Consider the following 20,774-nt stretch of genomic DNA (forward strand, 5'->3'; position numbering starts at 1 on the left):
AATGGACTTCTATACGAAAATAGCCTGGATCATTCCAATGTTCCCGTTCCTGTCCTTCTTGATTTTGACCGCGCTGGGCAGAAGCTATCGTATGGCGGGCGCTGCAATCGGCTCCTCGGCTTCCTTGTTGTCCTTGTTGATGTCGCTCTTGCTGCTCTATGAACGGTTGCAGGAGGGCGCGCTGGATTACAGCAACAGCTTCGAGTGGATTTCGATGGGCAGCTTCACCTTGCAGATTGGCTATGAAATAACGAACTTGACCGCGATGATGCTGGTAGTCGTAAGCCTGGTCAGCTTTCTGGTCAATGTGTATTCTGCCGGCTATATGAAGGATGACGAGCGGATAGCGGTATTCTACAGCTATATGTCGCTGTTCGCGTTCTCGATGTTCGGGCTTGTGCTGTCCGACAATATATTGTCCATGTATATCTTCTGGGAGCTCGTCGGCGTCTGCTCCTTCCTGCTGGTCGGCTTCTGGTATTCGAAGCCGTCGGCGAGAGCCGCCGCCAAGAAGGCGTTCATCGTAACCCGAATCGGCGACGCGGGCTTGTTGATAGCCGTGTTGCTGCTCTTCTGGTATATGCCGGATCACGCCTTGGACTTCACGATGATTCAAAGTGTATTCCAGGGGCAGGCGGGCTCGATCACATCTGGCATCACAACGGCGATTGCCTTGCTGATTTTCCTCGGCGCAATGGGCAAATCGGGACAGTTCCCGCTGCATGTCTGGCTGCCCGACGCGATGGAAGGCCCCACGCCGATCAGCGCCCTGATTCATGCGGCGACGATGGTGGCGGCGGGCGTGTTCCTCGTCGCACGAACGTTCGACATCTTTGAAGCTTCTGCCGCGGCGATGCATACGGTCGCTTATGTCGGCGGCTTCACCGCACTGTTCGCGGCTACGATCGCGCTTGCGCAGAATGATCTGAAACGAATTTTGGCGTACTCGACGATTAGTCAATTAGGCTATATGATGATGGCGCTGGGGCTCGGCTCGATCACTGGAGGCATGTTCCATCTCTTCACCCACGCCTTCTTCAAGGCGCTGCTCTTCCTCGGAGCGGGAAGCGTCATTCATGCTGTACATACGCAGGATGTCCGGGAGATGGGCGGTCTCGGTTCGCGCATGCGCATCACTGCCTGGACCTTCGCCATCGGCTCGCTCGCTCTGGTCGGCATTCCGCCTCTGGCGGGCTTCTGGTCGAAGGATGCGATTCTCGGCATCGCGTTCGACGAGAACAAGCTGTTGTTCGCTGTTGGTCTTGCGGCGGCTTTCTGTACAGCCTTGTATATGGCGAGGCTATTCATCCTTGTATTCCTCGGGGAGTCGCGCGGAGAGAAGCCGGTGCAGGATGAAGAGCCTGTTCGGGAAGGGTCTGAAGGGGCGGGAAGAAGCCTTGAGTCGCCTATGATTATGACCTTGCCGCTTCTGGCGCTGGCGGTGCTGGCGGCGGTCGCCGGTTTCGTGGAGACGCCTTGGAGCGGATGGCTGAGCGATTGGCTTGGCGATAACGGCGAAGCTTCGCATGGCAGCGCGGTTATTATGATCCTTTCGACAATCGTGCTTTTGCTTGGGCTTTACACAGGTTGGGCGCTGTTCAGAAGGGGCGGGGGAGAGCGCCTGCTTGTCTTCCAGCAATCGCCGTGGCTGAACAAACTGCTCGAGCGCGGCTATTATATGGATGAGCTCTACGAGCTTGTATTCGTGAAATCTCTTAAGGCGGCGGGTGACGCGTTGAATGTCTTCGACAAGTACATCATCGGCGGATTGGTCCGACTTACTGGCGCGCTTGCAAGCTCGGCAGGCAGAGGGGCGACGCGTCTGCAGAACGGTCAAGTGCAAGCCTACAGTCTGGCGGCTATTATCGGTATTCTTCTGTTTGTTATCGCGATTGTCGGAAGGAGGCTTCTCTCATGAGCTTGCTTCAAGATATTCCGATTCTATCGATTATACTCGGAACGCCGCTTCTTGGACTTATCGTCGTGCTTCTGCTGCCGAAGTCCAGGAGCAATTGGTTGAAAGCGGCGGCCATTATAACAACCCTGATTCCAATGGTGCTGTCGATCTGGCTTTATTCGGACTACGACAGCATGCGCGGCGGCGACGCTTACGGCGAGGAGGTCGATTGGCTGCAGCTGCCGCTTAATCATGACGTCATCTCTGATGCGGACAGCAGCTTTGTGCTGCAATATTCGCTTGGAGTCGACGGTTTGACCTTGCCGCTGCTGCTGCTCACGGCGATTGTGACGGCGATGGCGGCGCTTGCCGCGACACATATCAAGAAACGGTGGAAATCGTTTTTTGTCTGGTTTCTCCTGCTGGAATTCGGGATGCTGGGCGCATTCCTGGCCAGGGATCTGTTCCTGTTCTTCCTCTTCTTCGAGATTACGCTGGTGGCGACCTACTTCCTTATCGGCATTTGGGGTTATTTCAACAGGGAGCGGGCGGCGAACATGTTCCTGCTCTACAATGGAATCGGCTCGGCGCTCATGCTGATTGCATTCGTGATGCTGGCGAATACGGCGGGCTTCCATATCGATCAATCCGGCGCTACCGCTACGTTCATCTACAGCGGAAGTTATTCGGACATTATGCGGAACTTGACGGACAGCGGAGCCTGGGTCAATGTCTTGCCAACCGCAATCGGAAACGTGAATCCATTCTATATGAGCGACGGGATGCAGTGGTCGATCTTCGTGCTGCTGCTCATCGCCTTCGGCATCAAGCTTCCCTTGTTCCCGTTCCATACGTGGATGCTTGGCGTGCACAAGGAGGCTCCGCCTTCTGTTGTGATGATTCACTCCGGCATTCTGCTCAAGCTTGGCGCTTACGGCTTGCTGCGGTTCGGGCTGCTGCTGTTCCCGGAGCAAGCTCGAGATTCGGCGACCGCGCTTGCCGTGCTTGGCGTTGTCAATGTGCTGTATGGCGCCGTTCTGGCCTTCCGTCAGCAGGATTTCAAGCTGGTGCTGGCATATTCGTCGGTGAGCCATATGGGTATTGTAATGATTGGCCTCGCGGCGATGAACGAAATCGGCTTGCAGGGCGCAGTGTTCCAACTGGTATCGCATGGTTTAATTTCGGCGCTGCTGTTCCTCATCGTCGGCAGTCTCTATGAGCGAACGAAGACAACCGAGCTCGGCGAGCTGGGCGGACTATCGCGGTCCATGCCCTTCATGAGCGGCGTGCTGCTGGTCGGAGGTCTGGCTTCGCTTGGCTTGCCGGGCCTCTCCGGCTTCATCGGGGAGGTGTTAGCGTTCCTCGGCTTGTTCGAGACGATGAAGGCGGTCACGGTCATTGCGATCGCAGGCATCGTGCTTGCTGCGGCATATGTGCTGAGAAGCGTGCTCAAGATTACGTTCGGCCCGCAGAAGGAGAGCTTCTCTTCTTTCAAGGATGTGAGATTCATAGAAGCGCTGCCGATGATCATTCTGCTGGCCTTCATTATCCTGCTCGGCTGTTATCCGTCCGTGCTGACCGATACGGTGCAATTCAGCGTAGGCGGGTTTATGGATCAGTTATTCGCGGGAGGGGGCGGGGGGTTGAATCATGGGTGAACTAACAAATGCTGAAGGGCTGATGTGGTCCGAGGTTTGGTATATGGCTCCCGAGGCGTTGCTTGGCGTTTGCTTCCTTATTCTAGTCGTCGCCGAACTGTTCTTGCCGAAGTCTCGGGGAGCAAGCATGATTGGCGGCGCCGCTCTGGCCAGCCTGATCGCGGCATTCGGTCTCGTCATCTGGCAGATGACGGATCGTATGGGGAGCGGCAACGGAGATGAGGTTGTCTCGCTGCTCGGCGACAGTTATCGAATCGACGATTACGGGAGTCTGGTCAAGCTGCTGCTGCTAGCCGGCACCATTCTGGTTGCCTTGCTCGGCATGGGGTCGATTCACCGGGATCATGAGTTGCCGGGGAAGGGCGAATTCTATTATCTGCTTCTGCCGGCGGCCATCGGAGGCATGATGATGGCGTCCTCCGCCAATCTGGTTACGCTGTATATCGGGCTTGAGCTGCTCAGCATCACGACTTACGTGCTGGTCGCTTTGCGCAAGCGCTCGGTCTTGTCCTCCGAAGCCGCCTTCAAATATGTCGTAACGGGCGGCGTATCGTCCGCTTTTATCCTGTATGGCATTTCTTATATTTACGGGGTGACGGGGTCTTTGCAGTTAAGTGTCATTGCAGATGCGTTGCCTGCTGCGCTGGAGCATTATGAGGCGCTGCTCTATGTCGGGTTCGGCTGCATGCTTATTGGCTTTGCGGTGAAGATCGCGGCGGCGCCGTTCCATGTTTGGGCGCCGGATGTGTATCAAGGCGCGCCGACGCCAATCTCGGCCTTCCTTGCCGTCGTTTCGAAGGGTGCGGCGCTTGCCGTCGTTCTGCGAATCATGTTTGCGGTGGTGCTATACGGCGGCGGGGGAAGCGGCTTGCAGGATGATCTGTTCTTTGGGCTGAAGCTGCTAGGCGCCATCGCGATGCTGGTCGGCTCGGTCGCCGCGCTGAAACAGATGAATGCGAAGCGTATGCTGGCTTTGTCCGGTGTGGCGAACGCGGGTTATTTGCTCGTGCCGATCTCGCTGTCCATCACCGTCGTGCATAGCAACAATGTGTCGGAGCTCATCTTTTATCTTGCCGCCTATTTGCTTATGACGATCGGCGCGTTCGGGGTACTGACCGTCGTCAGTCGGGCGGAGGGGCATGACGAGCTGAGAGGCTTCGCCGGAATGTACTACCGGGCTCCCTGGACCGCCGCTGCAATGACGGTGCTGGTGCTGTCCCTCGCCGGCTTGCCGGTGTCGGCGGGCTTTTTCGGCAAGCTGTTCATTCTGCTGGGGGCTGCCAATGCGAAAGCGTACTGGCTGGTCGCGGTGATGGTCGTCAGCAGCGTAATCTCGTATTATTTCTATTTCGGAATTCTTCGTCAAATGTTCATGCGCAGCGAAGGGGCCGGGGGTCATAAGCTAATGGTTCCGGTTCCAATCGGCATCGTCATCTGGTTCTGCGTCGCCGCGACGCTGGCGCTTGGCTTGTTCCCGGGGCTTCTGCTGGATCCGATTAATCAAGTGTTCTCATTCGCCGGGGATTTGATGAACCTGGCTGGGTAAGCGGCTTGAGAAAGAGTATAGTCATACGCGGAGAATGCGAATTTCTCCCCTCGCGAATCTCTCCTCGTGAGGGGAGATTTGTTTTTTGAAATGATGATTCTTCTTGGATTTTGGACAGAATGTGCATAAAATTATTCAGCATCGTTTCTCCGCCGGGCTATCGGGAATTGCTTATGACTGCGAGTCGACCGAAAAATAAGCCGGATTTCTCCAAAGAATGCCCTCTTTTTTCATCAAGCTTTGATATACAATAGAGGGATTATAGGGGGGTCGACATATGATCTTTCAGAGCTACAGGCCATTCAAAAGTTTAAAAATAAAAATATTGGCTGCCTTTGCGCTATTCATTGTTCTGCCTGTTTTACTGATCTATTATATCAATACCGAGATGTCCAACCGCCTGATGATACATCGGATTAATGACGCTAATGCGCAAATTTTGGATAATGTGGCTGATCGGTTGGACGAAGCCGCGGAACGAATGCTGAAAGCCTCGAATCTGATTGTGTATGATAATGAGCTTCTGGACTTGCTGAAGACGGACAAGTCCTGGATTGAGGATTACGGCAGCTTTCAAAAATCGCTCCATGTTTCAGTCAAGCTCCAGAACATCCGGAATTTTTTCCCTGACGGCCGCGCTTTTTTAGCTGTTGTCGATGATCGCGGACATCTGCTGTCCACTTGGGGGGAAGACGATTACAGGGAAGACTACGATGCTATTTACGAAGCCAGCCTTGAGCATGAGACGGCAGCGGAGAAAGGATACCCGTTATGGAGAACCGCCCAGGCCCAAAAACTCGGGCTAAACGGCGTGGATCCGGAGTCGACCCTCCTTCTTATGTCGCGGTTAATTAAGGGCAATTCCGAAAGCGGTTACGGAACGGTACTGATTGGGATCGAGCTATCCGGTCTGCTTCCCTCCCCCGCCAACGAAGACGAGGCGGGAGGCGAACTGCTGCTGGTGCATGACAAGGAGCTGGCCAGCGGCAATGGAGAGCTGTACCAAACCTTGCAGCCGCTGCTGACCGATGAATGGATACATGGCAACGGCTATGAACAATCCGCAGCCAATCCCAATTATCTCATTGCAGCGAGAGAGATACGGCAGAATGATTGGATATTGTATCAGGTGATGTCCAAGGACCAATTTTCGAGTCAACTCCATGCTCTGCGCAATCTATCCCTATTTTGGATGCTGCTGCTGGTTCTCGTTTTATGTCTGGTGGTCATGACGATCATACTGCGGTTCATCAAGCCGCTTGGGGCGTTGCAGAGATCCATGACCCGGGTGGGCAGCGGGGATTTTAACTCACTCGTGCACATTAAGGGGAATGACGAAATCGCCGTATTAAACCGTCAATTCAACCGAATGGTCGGCGATCTGCAAGCGTTAATCCGCAATCTGTCGGAGGAGCAGCGGCGCAAGGAGGAAGCCCGATTTCAGGCCTTGCACGCCCAGATTACGCCGCACTTCCTGTTCAATACGTTGAATTCCATCAAATGGTCCGCCAGGCTATCGGGCGCGGAGCACGTTAGCGAAATGATTACGGCGCTCGGAAAGCTTCTGAGCTTTGTGATGAAGCACGACCGGGAGCTTATCCCGTTAAAGATGGAATTAGATTTTATTCGAATGTATGTTGATTTGCAAAATATCCGATACAATAACGGCATCAGACTCCTTATTACCGTGGATGAAGAGGTGCTCGAAGCGAGCATCAACAAATTCACGCTGCAGCCCTTGGTGGAAAACGCCATCATCCACGGGCAGAAGCTGCCGTTAACCATTCATATCACCGCTTCTCGCGAGAATGGGGAATTGACGATCTACGTGGAGGACGACGGCAAAGGGCTGTCGGGACATTCGGTTAAGGATCGGACGATTTCCACTCCGTCCAGGCTCAGCGGAATTGGTCTGCAGAATATTAACGAGCGGATTCAAATGTACTTCGGCAGCCGCTACCATGTAAGTCTGACAGAAGGAGCAACTGGCGGCGCATTAGCGACGATCGTCATACCTTTTCGCAAAGGAGAGTCGGGAGATGATCAAGGTTCTGGTTATTGATGACGAGTTTTTGGTTCGCGTCGGCCTGAAGACGTTCATTGCATGGAAGGAGAAGGGCTTTGAATTGATCGGGGAAGCTACAAACGGGAGGGAAGCGCTCGAGCTTCTGCGCAGATTTCCATGCGACATTATACTGACGGACATCTGTATGCCGGAGATGGACGGACTGGAATTGCTGGAACAAGTTCGGAAGGAATATCCTCATATCCAGAGCATTATCCTGACCAATCACGATGAATTCAAATATGTGCGCAAGGCGCTTCAGTTAGGAGCCATCGATTATGTATTGAAGCTGACGATGGAGCCCAAGGAGCTGGAAGAGAAGCTGATGCTGCTGAAAGAAGAGATTTGTCGTAAAAAGAACGAGCAGGCTCAATCCGATGATGTGCAGTTGGAGATGAAGAGGCTTCAGCAGGACGCTCGCGAGAAGCGGTTCCGGGAAATCGTGACGAAGAGCTGCTCTCCGAAGGAAGTGCGGGAAGTATTTGTCGAATTTGGGTATGATGCTCCCTGGGAGGTTTCATTCGCGACCGCGATCAAGATCGACGGCTACGGCAAGGTCGCAGGCGAAAATCGCTTTAAAAGCGAGAAGCTGCTTCACTTCTCCGTTCGGAATATCATACTTGAACTGTTAAAATCAGCAATGCCCGGGGAACTGATCGAAACGGACAAAAGTACGTTTACGCTGCTGACGCCCGACTATTCCTCCGCCTTGCTGACCGAAATGAGGGAAAGTATCGGCCGTTATTTGAAGCTGTCGGTCAGCTTCGGCGTATCCCGTGCGTGCACCGATTACACAAGGCTGCACGAGGCATATAAGGAAGCGGAAGCAGCACTTGAACAAACGTTCTATGCAGGTGCAGGTCAAATCATCGAATACGACGAAGAACGGTACGGCGGCTCTAACGGGGGGGAAGCGTTCATTTCCTGGACGGAAGAAGATTGGAGCCGAATGATCGAGCAGCGCGACGAGGAGGCGCTGCTCGCGGCGCTGGAACGCTTCCGGGACAAGCTGGCCGGTTCGATTCGCATGTCGACAGACGAGGCAAGGGAACGGTGGATTCTGCTCATCCAACAATTCTCCAAGGGCGTCAGGGAATTGGATGGCGATATTTATTCCATGGAGCCGTACCGGGACTGCTATCCGAATCAGGCGGTGAGAACCCTTGAAACGTTGGAAGATATTTATGAATGGTTCCGCGCTTGGGTGCCGCACTACCTGCGATATGTCAAAGAACGTTCCAATCATCAATGGCGGCCTGAAATAAGGCGGGTCGTCCATATGATCCGCGAACAATACATGACGCAGGTGAAAGTCTCCGATTTGGCGAAAGCCGCCGGCTTTACGGAAGCTTATCTGAGTGTATTGTTCAAGAAAGAAACCGGGGAGACCGTCATTGACTGCTTGATTAGGCACCGAATGGATAAAGCGAGAGAGTTGCTCAAAAGTCCAGGCGTCAAAATTTACGAGGTATCCGAAGCGGTTGGCTATACCGATCCGAACTATTTTGCCAAGTTGTTCAAAAAAATGGAGGGGATTTATCCGCTGGAATATCGGAAGAAGTATCTCAACAAAGAATAAGAGAACGGATTCTCCCCAAAATAATCCATTCTGTACGGAGCGGAACCCTTGCTATGCTTGCAATAGTCAGGCAACTGACTCATAAACCGCAAGGAAAGGGGTTTTACACAAGATGAAGAAACGTAAATTATTGCTTGTTGCAGCCTTGGGCGCAATGCTGGTGACGGGGGCATGCTCGAATGGAGGCAACGCGGCGAATGATCCGACCAACGCTCCAACAACCGGCGGCGAAAGCAGTCAAACGCCGTCTACGCCGGAAAAAAAGGTTAACATCACCTTCTGGGGCGCAATTCAGGAGGAAAACGGACCTAAGGATGTGGTTGACGCATGGAATATGGCCAACCCCAATATCCAGGTCGAATATGTGCGATACGTAAACGATAATGCCGGAAATACGAAGCTTGACACGGCGCTGATCAGCAAATCCGATGCGCCGGATATCTTCATCAGTTATGGCGAGACGCATCTGAACCGTAGAGTGAACGCCGGCATGGCGGCTCCGCTCGATGATTTGATGGCGCAAGCCGGCCTGGATGTGGACGATATCATCGGTTCGGACAATATTATGAAGTACGACAACAAAATCTTCAGCTTGCCGGCGATGAAGCTGGTGGCTGCGGTGTTGCTGAACCAATCGGCTCTGGATGAAGCCGGCGTCGCGCTGCCGGAGGATTGGACCTGGGAGGAGCACAACGAATTAGCCAAGAAGCTGACGAAAGGCGATCGGAAAGGAACCTACATCGCGCCGCCGTCGGAGTCTATTCCACGCTTTGCCTTGATCGAATCGAAGTCGGTGGATCCGTATTACAAGGATGACGGCACCTCCAATTTCGACAGTCCGGTGCTGCGGACCGCGCTGGAGCAGCAAAAGATGCTGTACGATCAGGATTTGATGATCCAATGGGCCGAGGCCAGGGCGAATAAAGTGCTGGGTCAAAGCACCTTCCTGACGGGAGAATCGGCGATGGTAATCGGCGGCACCCATTTCATCCGTTATGTCAAGGATACGAAAAATTATCCGCGGGATTTCAAAGTCGCCTTTGCTCCGATGCCGCAGATTCAAAAAGGCGCGAACGTCAACACGGCAGGCTTCAACGACTACATGTCCATTAATAAAAACAGTGAAAACAAGGAAGCCGCAATGAAATTTATCGCCTGGTATCTGCAGGAAGGGAACAATTACATGATTCCCGGCGGCAGGCTGCCGAGCAATCGACACGCCGATATCGATAAGGTCGTGGAACTGTTCGTCGGCGACGATATCGATCTGATGGACGGGGAATCGCTGAAGCGGGTGCTGAAGAAGGACTATCAATTCCCGCTTCAACCGACCTCGACGGCTTATGCCGAGCTGTCGACGATCATGAGCGAAGAATTGGAAAAGTACTACATGAACGTGCAGGATCTGGACCAGACGATGAACGCGTTGAAGTCAAGGGCGGACAAGGCCATTCAAGCCGCTCAAAAATAGGAATCTCACACGCCCTGCGGAGCTTCGAATCCGCAGGGTTTTTCTATGCTCTCTTCGTCATTGGGGGGTTAATAATAAACCGGATAATACAAAAAACAGACCATTCAAAAGGAGCGGCTCTTCCGGTACGATGGGCTCAAACAGATAGAAGAGGTGATGCATTTGAGGCTTTATAGGATGGCGGGAAACCATCGGTGGAAGGAGCACGCTGCGGGGTACTTGTTCGTTCTACCCAATTTTTTAGGGGTCTTGGTTTTTGTCTTGTTTCCCCTTTTGTTCAGTATGGTTCTGGTTTTCATGGATTGGGATTATCTAAGAGGCTTTGACGGGCTGAGCTTTGCGGGAATGTCCAATGTGACGAGCATGTTTCATGACGAATATCTGATACATGCGCTGAAAAACAATTTTGTGTTCACTGTAGTGACAGTACCCGTCTCCATGTTTATCGGGCTTGTCATCGCGGTTGTGCTGAATAAGTACGTCTACGGCAAATCGATGCTGCGTACGATGTTCTTTCTGCCGCATGTCGGCAGCATGGCGACCGTCTCGGTGGTGTGGCGGGTGCTGTACAACACGAAGGAGGGGCCTATCAATTCCTTTATCCACGCGCTGGGCTTCGAGAAAGCGCCAGGTTGGCTCGCGAGTCCCCATTGGGCGCTGCCGGCGATCATGATCATGGTTGTCTGGCTGCACATCGGTTACACGATGGTTCTTTACATGGCGGGCATTCAAGGGATTCCGAAGGATCTGTACGAGGCTTCTGAAATCGACGGAGCCGGGTGGCTTCATCAATTCCGGGATATTACGCTGCCTATGCTGAAGCCCACCTCGTTCTTCCTTACCGTGACGCTGCTCATTTCGAGCTTTCAAGTTTTTGCCGTCGTCGCGGTTATGACCAGCGGGGGGCCGATCAATTCAACGATGGTGATCTCCTATCACATCTACATTCAAGCTTTTCAGAACTATAAGATGGGGTATGCTGCGGCCATGTCGTGGTTCTTATTCCTTCTGATCTTCATCGTCACCATGATCCAATGGAGAAGCCAGAAGAAATGGCAAGAAAACTTCTAAGACAGAAAGGAGAGGCGGACATGCATGGATCGGAAACGGCAGAGTGGAAGCAACCGCACGCGGTTATTGTCAAAAGGAGCCGAAGAGCAGCAGGCTGGCTGACCGTATTCAAAGCGCTCGTTAGCATCGTGATGTTTCTGGTCGGGGCGTTGATCTTGTCGCCCTTCATCTGGATGCTCTCGGCATCCTTCAAGGTACAGGCGGATTTGTTCAATTTCCCGATCGAATGGATTCCGGAACGGTGGAATCCCGACAACTACCTGGACGTTTGGGCTGGAAATTACAACTTCCTGCTCTATTATTTCAATACGATTAAAATCACTTTTTTCACTGTGCTCGGCTCTCTGGTTACCAGTTCCATGGCGGGTTTTGCCTTCGCCAAACTGAATTTCAAGGGAAGGAATGGCCTGTTCCTGCTCTACTTATCGACGATGATCATTCCCGGACAGGTGCTCCTGATTCCTCGATTCATCGTGTTTGACCAATTGGGTTTGATCAACAGTCATCTGGCGATTATTTTGCCCGGCATCTTCACCGTATTTGGAACCTTCCTGATGCGCCAGTTTTTTCTCACAATTCCGAACGAATTGGTGGAAGCGGCTAAGATGGACGGGGCAGGTTTCCTGCGTATTTACGGGCAAATTTGCGTGCCATTGACGAAGCCGGCCATTGTGACGCTCTTAATCTTGAGCTTCACTTCGCATTGGAACGAATTCGAGGGGCCTCTCATTTATTTAAGAGACGAGAGACTGTACACGATTACCTTGGGACTAACCAATTTTGTCCATGAGTATTCTACGGACTATACGTTGATGATGGCAGGCGCCGTGTCCGCTTTGCTTCCGGTCATACTGGTCGTTGCGTTTTTCCAGAAGTGGTTCGTGGAAGGCATCGCCGGAACGGGTTTGAAAGGATAATTCAACAGGGAGGCACATTGACATGAATATATGGATGCCGGGTCAAGCGATAAAGGTTATTCGGGAAACGGATGTCGTAGTTGCGGGAGGCGGTCCTTCCGGCTTCGCCGCGGCTGTGGCGGCTGCCCGAAGCGGAGCGAGGACCATGCTCATTGAAAAAGGGGCGTTTCCGGGCGGCGTGGGAACCGCCGCGATGGTCGCGGCCTTCGCCAGCGGATTCCATGACGGTGAGCGGCACATTATCGGCGGAATCTTCGGAAAGATGCGGGAAGCGTTGTACCGGCAAGGCGCGTTGGTGAAAACCGACAATTTCGAGCCCTTCGATCCCGAAGCGCTGAGCTTGTATTATATCAAGGCATTGATGGAGGCAGGAGTGGAGCTGAGGCTTCATACCTGGGTTGCGGATGCGGCGATGAAAGGCGATCGTCTGGACGCTGTCATTGTCCAAAGCAAATCCGGTCGCCAGGCGATAAGGGCCGACGTATTCATCGATGCCACGGGGGATGCGGATGTGGCGGTACAAGCCGGCGTCGGATATGAACAGGGGCGTCCCTCCGACGGGTTAACTCAGCCGGTGAGCATGATTTTTGCATTAGGCGGGGTGGACGGCGACAAGGTGATTCGGGAGCTCGACGCCAGCCCGGGGGCACCATTCGACGGACATACACTCGGAGTGAATCATACGATCATCGAAGGACAGCGGGAGCGTGTGGCCCGCGCCAAGGAACAAGGCTATCTGGCCCGCGTGCCTCGGGACAATATCGGCATCTGCTGGAGCTTGCCGGGAAGACCCGATGTGATGTATGCGAATTTTACAAGAATCGGCAAGATTGACGGAACGAACGCGGAGGATTTGACCAGGGCGGAGATCGAGGGGCGCATGCAAGTCGAGGAGGCGACGGCTTTCTTCAGAGACTGGATGCCGGGCTTCGAGAACTGCTTCCTTCTTCGCACGGCCACCCACGCCGGAATTAGGGAAACGCGGCGGATCAAGGGACTGTACACGCTGACGGAAGACGACGTGCTGAATTTGCGCCAGTTCGACGACGTGATCGCGCAAGCCCACTATATGATCGATATCCACGATCCGTTGGGCCATGAAACGGAGATTACCCGATTGAAGAAGGGCACGTCATACGATATTCCATACCGCGCCTTGCTGCAGGACAAAGTGAGCAATCTGCTGGTGACGGGGCGCTGCATCTCATCTACGCATGAAGCGATGGCTTCGCTTCGGGTGATGGCGATTTCCATGGCCTTGGGCGAAGCGGCCGGAACGGCGGCAGCCCTGTCCTTCAAGCGCAAGGTGGAACCTGCTCTTCTTCCTGTGAAGCTGCTTCAGGGAGAACTGCTGAGGCACGGGGCGATTTTGGAATAAGCGCTCCTTGCAACGAGGTGCACATTTGCGCGGAAGGGAGGTGATGAATCGTTTAACCGCGGGAGTGCAGCGAGTTCAAGCAACAAGACGGTAAGTTGCCGGTGAGTTGCATTTATTCAGCGGCAGCTGAACGAGTTCACTAAACTGGAGGGATGAAGATTGAGGAGGAAAAGATGGATTGCGCAGGTGCTGGTGTTGGTCATGGCAGCCGCATTGCTGCCGATTCGCATGGGAGCGGTTTATGCCGATGCTCCCGAAGTCGTGAGTGTTCAGTTGGGACCGAACGTTATCAATGACGGGATCGACGTATGGAAGGGCGACAGCTCGGCAACGGTGGGCACCGCCACCTACGGCGGCAAGCCCGGCTGGCAGACGAAGCCGGAGGAAGATCTCAGGTATATTTACGCAGACGTAGACGACAGCTTCATCCATGGCGGGCGCAATACAGTACGAATCACCGTGGAATATTACGATGTGGAAGGCGACGGAAGCCAGGGCTTCACCCTGCTGTACAGCTCCGTCACTTCCGGACATGCCACTATGCCCAAAGTGATCTTGACCGGAACGAATACCTGGATGACGCACATCTATGAGATTGACGACGCCCAGTTTGACAACGACCAGCTTCACGGGGCTGATTTCCGGCTGAATACGGATGCTTCCATCTCCTTCGCGAGCCTGTCGGTGGGGAAGATCAGAGTGATTCAATTGGAAGCGTCGACGACCAGGCCGGACAATACGTTCATGGAAGGGCAGGACGTCGCGGCGAACCTGTCGGTGACGAATCAATTCCTGACGGATCGAAGCCTTACGATCGCTTACCAGGTTTTGCAGGACCAATCGCCGGTTGTGGAAGAGGAGATTCCCATTGTTGTGACTGCGGAGGGTCAAATCTTGCAAGCGCTTCAATTCGGACAGCTTCCGGAAGGCGAATATGCGGTGTCCGTTCAGGCTGTCCATGCCGATGCTTCCATCGCCGCGGAGACGGAACTTCCCTTGCGCGTCATCCGGGACGAGGACCAGGTCGGCATTGTCTTCGGAACGACAGCGACGGAGGACGGCATTCATGTCTGGAAGGGGGACGGAAGCGGCAAAGTGACAATGCCGACCTATGCGGGGCGGACAGGCTGGGAGACCAGTCCCGACACGGGAGCCAAATATCTCTATGCCGACGTCAGCGACACCTTTATGCACGGGGGCAAGAACAAGGTAAGAATATCAATTGATTATTATGACAAGGCGCAGCCGGGCAATAGCGAATTCGGCTTGATGTACAGCTCCGTCGATTCGGGAAATGCCACCAAGGAGTCAGTCAAATTAAATGGCACCAACACGTGGAGAACGAAGGTGTATGAAATCGACGATGCCAAATTTGACAATGACAAGCTTCACGGGGCCGATTTCCGAATCAGCACCAGCGTGCCGGTGTGCTTCGGAAGCATTACGGTGGAAAAAATCCGCACGGTTCAGGTTGACGCTACGCCGGTTACGACAGGCAACATCTTCATGCCCGGCGAGCCGATCTCGTTCAACCTGTCCGTGACCAACCAGTTCCCGACGCCGCAAAACATGGACTTCGGGTACAAAGTGTTGGATCACCGTGAAAGCGTCGTAGCCGAGGGAGAGTTCAGCATGTCCCTGCTTGGCTACGATCTGCAAATCCCATACTCGCTGGAGTTGGAAACGCAGCTGCCGAAAGGGACGTATACCCTTGTCATTCGAGGCGCGAATACGGAAGGCACCGTGACGGTGAACGAGGACTTTCCGCTTAGCGTCGTTGCGCCTTTGCCGGAAAACGCCGGCGATCCTGCGTTCGGAATCTCCACCCACTTCTCTCAGCAGAAGGGTGATCCGGTGCAACTGATACCACTGCTGGCCGAAACCGGCGCAGGTTCGTTGCGGGACAGCTATAGATGGGATACGGTGGAAAAGAAGGAAGGGGTGTTCACGTATCCGGCCAGCCACGAGCTGTACTTGAACACGGCGCAAAACGAGGGGATCGACGTTCTGGTGACGTTGTACGGCAATAACAAGCTCTATGTGGACGGGATCATCGATACGCCGGAGGAAAGAGCCGCATTCGCCAATTACGCCGCAACGTTGGCGTCGCATTTGCTCGGGCGCGTCGATACCTTCGAAGTATGGAACGAATGGAATGGAAGTCCCGGCAATACGACTGCCGATTATTTCGAGCTGCTGAAGGCTACTTCGCTGGCCGTGAAGGCGGCCAATCCCGATGCTAAAATGGTCGGCGGCGTGGCCGTAGGTTATGACGCAGTTTACTTGAAGGAACTCGTTGATCTCGGGGCATGCGATTATGTGGATGCGTTCTCCTTCCATCCCTACATGCGCACGAATCCGGAGCAGGCGGATTTTGTTGGGTTTTTCCACGATCTGCAAGATTATATCGTATCCAAAGGCATCATCAAGGACATCGAGCTGTGGGTGACGGAAACGGGCTGGGCCAATCAGTCGCCTGGCGGGTTCAGCGAAATGACGACGGCCGGCTACGGCGTCCAATTGTATGCCGCGTTTCTGGAAAACCGCGGACTCATCGACCGATTGTACTGGTACGACTTGTTGAACGACGGGACCGATCCTTCCGACAAGGAGTTCAACTTCGGCCTCTTGAGCCAAAGCGCCGGAGGCGCGGCCAAACCGGCCTATGCCGCATTCAACGCGGCAGCCGCCAAGTTGGCAGGCGCCGACTTCGTCGAAGCCTATGACGATCTCGACGCGGATGTCCGCATCCACAAGTTCCATCGGGCTTCCGACGACAAGGATGTTCTGTTGGTTTGGTCAAACGGGGAACCGAAAACCGTGGGCTTGAACTTCGGCGTGAGCGCGCTCGAGGTCTCCGACATCTTCGGCAATCCGCAAACTTATGCCGGCGACGGCAATGGCGCGGTCACGCTGACGATATCCAGTTCGCCGGTTTATATCGAAGGCAGTTTCTCCGCAGCGCCGGAATTGAGCGAACCTTCCTTCCTCATCGACGGTGACGGCATCCGGATCATTCCTGGGGAAAGCGCCGTTCTCACCGTCGAAAGATCCTCGACTGCGGAAGGCTTGTCCGGAACCTATGACGTCAGGCTGCCGGATGGCGCCACGCTGCAGTCGGGCACCTCGTTCGCGGCAGGACAATCCAGCGATACGCTGACGATCGGCGCATCGGACGCGCTGGAGAATTCCGGCACGATCCTCCTCTATCCAACCGGACCCTCCGGCGAACGGTATGCCGCACTTGAGACGCCGCTCGTCAAGATGCCGGCTATGACGGAGGAAGCAGGTCCCATGGTCAACACGGCGGGGGACGGCTGGGACGTAGGGGTGAGAATTCGCAATCTGATGAGCGCTCATACGATAGCTGGAGGAACGGTCGAGGTGACAGAGCCCGAGGAAATGGCGGGCGAATATGCATTCGACGATCTGGCGCCGCAGACGGAACGGCTGATTCGCATCCCGGCGCCATACATGACCATGGACCGGGCGATGCGAATCCGGCTCGAAATCCGATATGACGACGGCCGAGTGACCGTCATCGATCGCGATATGAGCGCGCTGACCGCGGTAAAAGCGGAGAATGCGATCGCGATTGACGGTGTGCTGGATGAAACCGAGTGGCAGGACGGACTTGGCTTCCAATTGGATGAAGCTTCACAATTGGTAAAGCTGGAAGACTGGGCGGGCCCCGAAGATCTGAGCGCAATCGGTCGTCTGAAATGGGATGACGATTATTTGTACCTTGGCGTCGAGGTAACGGACAATTCGCATGTGCAGACGAACGCGGCCGCCAACGTCTGGCAGGCCGACAGCATCCAGTTCGCCATTGATCCGGGGAGAGCGGGCGTACCGGGAGCGCTGGGCAAGAGCGAAATCAGTATCGCCCTTCGAAGCGATACAGGCGACGTGTTGACCGCCATCACGTCCAGCGTCGACGGCGTGACGGCCGCCAATCTGGGCGAAAGCTTGGCGGATGTTAATAGAACCGGAACGCGCACCGTCTATGAAGCGGCTTTGAAGTGGTCGGATAACCTGCCTCCCGGAATGACGGCGGAGGAAGGTACGGATCTCGGCTTCTCGTTCCTGGTCAACGATAATGACGGGAGCGGACGAAGAGGCTGGATGGAATTCATGAGCGGGATTGGCGCCAAGAAGGACGTTGGGCTTTACGGCGATTTGACGCTGACAGACCTATCCTCATTTCACCCGATCGTCAATGCGTCACCTGTGCTGTCGGCTATCGGGAACAAGTCCGGCGAGGAAGGAGCTGAGCTTCGCTTCACTCTCTCTGCCGAGGATCCGGAGGAGGATCCATTGACCTACAGCGCGCAGGGATTGCCGGCGGGAGCGTCGCTGGACCCTGCATCCGGCGATTTCGTCTGGACGCCCGATTACACGCAGGCGGGTACGTATGAAATCACCTTCATCGTTAGCGACGACAAGAGAGGCTCGGACAGCGAGCAGGTAACGATAAGCGTAACGGATGTTCAACCGGTGATTCAATACGTGCCGCAAACGGAAATGACGGTTGCGGCCAGCAGCTACAATGCCGGGAATGAGCCTTCCCTGGCCATCGACGGCGACGCTTCGACGCTATGGATGATCCGCAAGACGCCAGCGCCAGCGGATGAACTGCCCCAGTCTCTCACGATTGATCTGGGCGCGTTATATCCAGTGGCGGAGCTTCGCTATTTGCCGAGACAGGACGGGATCAGGTCCGGCATGATTTCGGACTATAACCTTTATACAAGCGCGGACGGGGAGGACTTCGTCCCGGCGGTCATCGGCGGAACGTGGGTTAAGGATGATTCGGAGAAGAGCGCCTTCTTCGGCACGGCATGGGCGCGTTATGTCCGGCTGGAGGCTCTAGCGGGAGGCTCGGGTCAAGCGGGTGCGGCGGAAATCCATGTCGGATATCTTAATCTGAAGCCGATTCTCGCACCAATCGGGGACCGCACGGTAGAGCCAGGCGTCAATCTTGCATTCTCGCTTGTTGCAACCGACCCTAACCAGGATAATCTCCAGTATGCCGCCTCCGGGTTGCCGGCTGGCGCGGTATTGGATCCGTTAACCGGCGAGTTCACCTGGACGCCGGATGCTTCCCAGACGGGGGTCTATCCGGTTACCTTCCAAGTGACGGACGGGAAGGGCGGAGAAGTGGAAGAGACGATTCTCATCACCGTCGAATACGCGGTTCCGACGATGCAGTACGTTCCCCAGTCCCAAATGACGGTAACGGCAGCCAGCTATCAGACGGATCATACGCCCGAGTTGGTGCTGGACGGAGATTCCGATACCTACTGGAACATCAGAACCAGACCTTTGCCGGTAGATACTCTTCCTCAGTCCTTAACACTGGATCTGGGCGAAGTGTACCAGGTGGCTCAATTGGATTATACGCCAAGGCAAGACGAGACTACGACCAAGGGAATGATCACGGCATATAACCTGTACACTTCTGTGGACGGAGTCGCATTCACCCAGGTCGTCAGCAACGGCACGTGGATCAAGGACTTGTCCGTAAAGTCGGCGGCGTTCGAAGAGGTCGAAGCGCGCTATATTCGGCTAGAAGCATTATCCGGCAGCTCCGGCCAAGCTGCCTGCGCGGAATTGAATATTGGTTATTGGCCTGCTACAGGGGGAAATGCATGAAGAAACGTCCTCATATTCTGCTCTATATGACCGATCAGCAAAATGCGGATACGATCGGCGAGCGCGGATTGTGCCATACGCCGCATCTGAACCGTTTAATGAAGGACGGCGTTACCTTCGCGAGCGCGTTCACCAACTGTCCGATGTGCACGCCGGCAAGGGCGACCGCTCTGACAGGCTTGCACCCGCATCAGCATAAGCTGATACAGAATTCGCATTCTCATATGGCGTTCGTGAACAAGCTTGATCCCGAGACGGAGACGCTCGGAACCGCCCTGCGGCGCGAAGGCTATCATACCGTCTATGCGGGCAAATGGCATATCGGCTCGACGGGACCGGAGGAGCATGGATTTGCCGAAAAGCTGCACCTGGCGAAACCTGCGGCGGAACCTGAGATCACGCCGGTCGTCACACTCAAAAAGCGGTACGGCGATGAGGTTCTCGCCGGTACGACCGCCGAATGGGAGCATACCGAATCGTTCCGGCTGTCCGCTGCGGTGAGCGACTGGCTCGATCGACGAAGCGACGAGGATGATCCGTTCTTCTTGTTCGCATCCTGCATCGAACCGCATGTGCCGTGGATCGCGCCGAAAGCCTATTCGGACAAGTACAATCCCGAACTTATGCAGGAATGGGACAATTTCCGGGATGACTACCGCGACAAGCCGACGACGTTCACGAAGCACGGGGGCAACGCCAACTTCTGCCGCATGAACAACGATTGGGACCGCACGGCGTCAGCGCTATCCTGTTATTACGGCACCGTCACCATGCTCGATGAAGCCTTCGGATCCATTGTCGACAAGCTTAAGGAGAAGGGGTTGTTCGACGACACCGTCATTATCTTCACCTCCGACCACGGCGAGTTGATGGGCCGTCACGGACTCGTCGGCAAGAACGAGCTGGCGCTGGAGGATCTGATTCGCATCCCGTTGGTTATGTATTGGAAAGGGCACTTCATGCCTGGCGTATGCGAATCATTCATCACCCTGACCGACTTGTTCAATACCGTGATGGAGCTTGCGGACGCGCCCCGACGGGAGCAACTGGACAGTCTGTCCTACGTTCCATGCTTACGCGGCGAGCGTTTCAAGGGCCGTGAAGAGGTCTTCGTTGAGCATCACGGAGCGACAGTCACGCTCAATGTCGTGAGAGCCGTTCGAACCGGACGGTTCAAATATGTCTTCCGGGTCCATGAGGTGGATGAACTGTACGATCTGGCTAACGATCCTCAGGAAATGACCAATCTCTTCCGCGACCCGGCCTATCGAGAGACCGTATGGGAGATGCGCGGCAAGCTCTTGGCCTGGGCCGAAGAGACGGATGATTTCGCTTTGAACACGCTGCGATCGTTTTTTGACAATCCCGAATTGGACGCCTTCGTGTAAGGAGACAACTCTTTCGTTATCCGAATGGATGTCGTCAAGGGTGGCGATTGGAAATAATCGCAGAAGTGAACTGTTAAACAAGCGTTGAGCTCCTTGCATTGCAAGGGGCTCAATTTAATTGTGTCAGAAGGTTCGTTTATGTGATGAAG

11 protein-coding genes are annotated in these 20,774 nt (G+C 54.6%); all 11 read left to right on the top strand.

What is annotated here, in order from left to right; genetic code table 11:
• The first annotated feature begins 1 nt into the window (after position 1).
• The 11 genes from nuoL to HFP08_RS15135 all read left to right on the top strand — a co-directional run bounded on the left by nuoL (position 2) and on the right by HFP08_RS15135 (position 20,625).
• The gene (gene nuoL, locus HFP08_RS15085) at positions 2 to 1,918 is read left to right on the top strand and encodes an NADH-quinone oxidoreductase subunit L (protein WP_168121422.1); all 1,917 of its coding nucleotides are present in this window, start codon (positions 2 to 4) and stop codon (positions 1,916 to 1,918) included.
• Positions 1,915 to 3,555, top strand: a complete 1,641-nt coding sequence (locus tag HFP08_RS15090) for a complex I subunit 4 family protein (protein WP_168121423.1) — start codon at positions 1,915 to 1,917, stop codon at positions 3,553 to 3,555. The genes nuoL and HFP08_RS15090 overlap by 4 nt, the downstream gene beginning before the upstream one ends.
• Positions 3,548 to 5,101, top strand: coding sequence for an NADH-quinone oxidoreductase subunit N (locus HFP08_RS15095; protein ID WP_168121424.1), 1,554 nt, complete (start codon positions 3,548 to 3,550; stop codon positions 5,099 to 5,101). Before HFP08_RS15090 ends, HFP08_RS15095 begins: the two co-directional genes overlap by 8 nt.
• Before the next feature lie 277 nt (positions 5,102 to 5,378).
• Entirely contained in the window at positions 5,379 to 7,163 is a 1,785-nt protein-coding gene (locus HFP08_RS15100) for a sensor histidine kinase (protein WP_168121425.1), read from the top strand.
• Entirely contained in the window at positions 7,141 to 8,745 is a 1,605-nt protein-coding gene (locus HFP08_RS15105) for a response regulator (protein ID WP_168121426.1), read from the top strand. The genes HFP08_RS15100 and HFP08_RS15105 overlap by 23 nt, the downstream gene beginning before the upstream one ends.
• 112 nt (positions 8,746 to 8,857) lie before the next feature.
• Complete coding sequence (locus HFP08_RS15110) at positions 8,858 to 10,216, top strand: ABC transporter substrate-binding protein (protein ID WP_168121427.1); 1,359 nt, start codon at positions 8,858 to 8,860, stop codon at positions 10,214 to 10,216.
• A 297-nt stretch (positions 10,217 to 10,513) separates the two neighbouring features.
• Complete coding sequence (locus tag HFP08_RS15115) at positions 10,514 to 11,287, top strand: carbohydrate ABC transporter permease (protein ID WP_240941407.1); 774 nt, start codon at positions 10,514 to 10,516, stop codon at positions 11,285 to 11,287.
• Between the two features lie 20 nt (positions 11,288 to 11,307).
• Positions 11,308 to 12,204 carry a carbohydrate ABC transporter permease gene (locus HFP08_RS15120; protein WP_168121429.1) on the top strand — a complete coding sequence of 299 codons (897 nt, stop codon included), beginning with the start codon at positions 11,308 to 11,310 and terminating at the stop codon, positions 12,202 to 12,204.
• A gap of 22 nt (positions 12,205 to 12,226) precedes the next feature.
• Positions 12,227 to 13,582 carry an FAD-dependent oxidoreductase gene (locus tag HFP08_RS15125; RefSeq protein ID WP_168121430.1) on the top strand — a complete coding sequence of 452 codons (1,356 nt, stop codon included), beginning with the start codon at positions 12,227 to 12,229 and terminating at the stop codon, positions 13,580 to 13,582.
• 159 nt (positions 13,583 to 13,741) lie between these two features.
• Entirely contained in the window at positions 13,742 to 19,237 is a 5,496-nt protein-coding gene (locus HFP08_RS15130) for a discoidin domain-containing protein (protein WP_168121431.1), read from the top strand.
• Positions 19,234 to 20,625 carry a sulfatase-like hydrolase/transferase gene (locus HFP08_RS15135; protein ID WP_168121432.1) on the top strand — a complete coding sequence of 464 codons (1,392 nt, stop codon included), beginning with the start codon at positions 19,234 to 19,236 and terminating at the stop codon, positions 20,623 to 20,625. Before HFP08_RS15130 ends, HFP08_RS15135 begins: the two co-directional genes overlap by 4 nt.
• Positions 20,626 to 20,774 lie beyond the last annotated feature (149 nt).

Source organism: Paenibacillus sp. HB172176 (genome assembly GCF_011947265.1).
GTDB lineage: Bacteria > Bacillota > Bacilli > Paenibacillales > Paenibacillaceae > Pristimantibacillus.

Coding starts and splice junctions, on each gene's coding strand:
- nuoL (WP_168121422.1), top strand. CDS start 2: ATGGACTTCTATACGAAAATAGCCTGGATCATTCCAATGTTCCCGTTC.
- HFP08_RS15135 (WP_168121432.1), top strand. CDS start 19,234: ATGAAGAAACGTCCTCATATTCTGCTCTATATGACCGATCAGCAAAAT.
- HFP08_RS15100 (WP_168121425.1), top strand. CDS start 5,379: ATGATCTTTCAGAGCTACAGGCCATTCAAAAGTTTAAAAATAAAAATA.
- HFP08_RS15125 (WP_168121430.1), top strand. CDS start 12,227: ATGAATATATGGATGCCGGGTCAAGCGATAAAGGTTATTCGGGAAACG.
- HFP08_RS15110 (WP_168121427.1), top strand. CDS start 8,858: ATGAAGAAACGTAAATTATTGCTTGTTGCAGCCTTGGGCGCAATGCTG.
- HFP08_RS15105 (WP_168121426.1), top strand. CDS start 7,141: ATGATCAAGGTTCTGGTTATTGATGACGAGTTTTTGGTTCGCGTCGGC.
- HFP08_RS15115 (WP_240941407.1), top strand. CDS start 10,514: ATGGATTGGGATTATCTAAGAGGCTTTGACGGGCTGAGCTTTGCGGGA.
- HFP08_RS15090 (WP_168121423.1), top strand. CDS start 1,915: ATGAGCTTGCTTCAAGATATTCCGATTCTATCGATTATACTCGGAACG.
- HFP08_RS15095 (WP_168121424.1), top strand. CDS start 3,548: ATGGGTGAACTAACAAATGCTGAAGGGCTGATGTGGTCCGAGGTTTGG.
- HFP08_RS15120 (WP_168121429.1), top strand. CDS start 11,308: ATGCATGGATCGGAAACGGCAGAGTGGAAGCAACCGCACGCGGTTATT.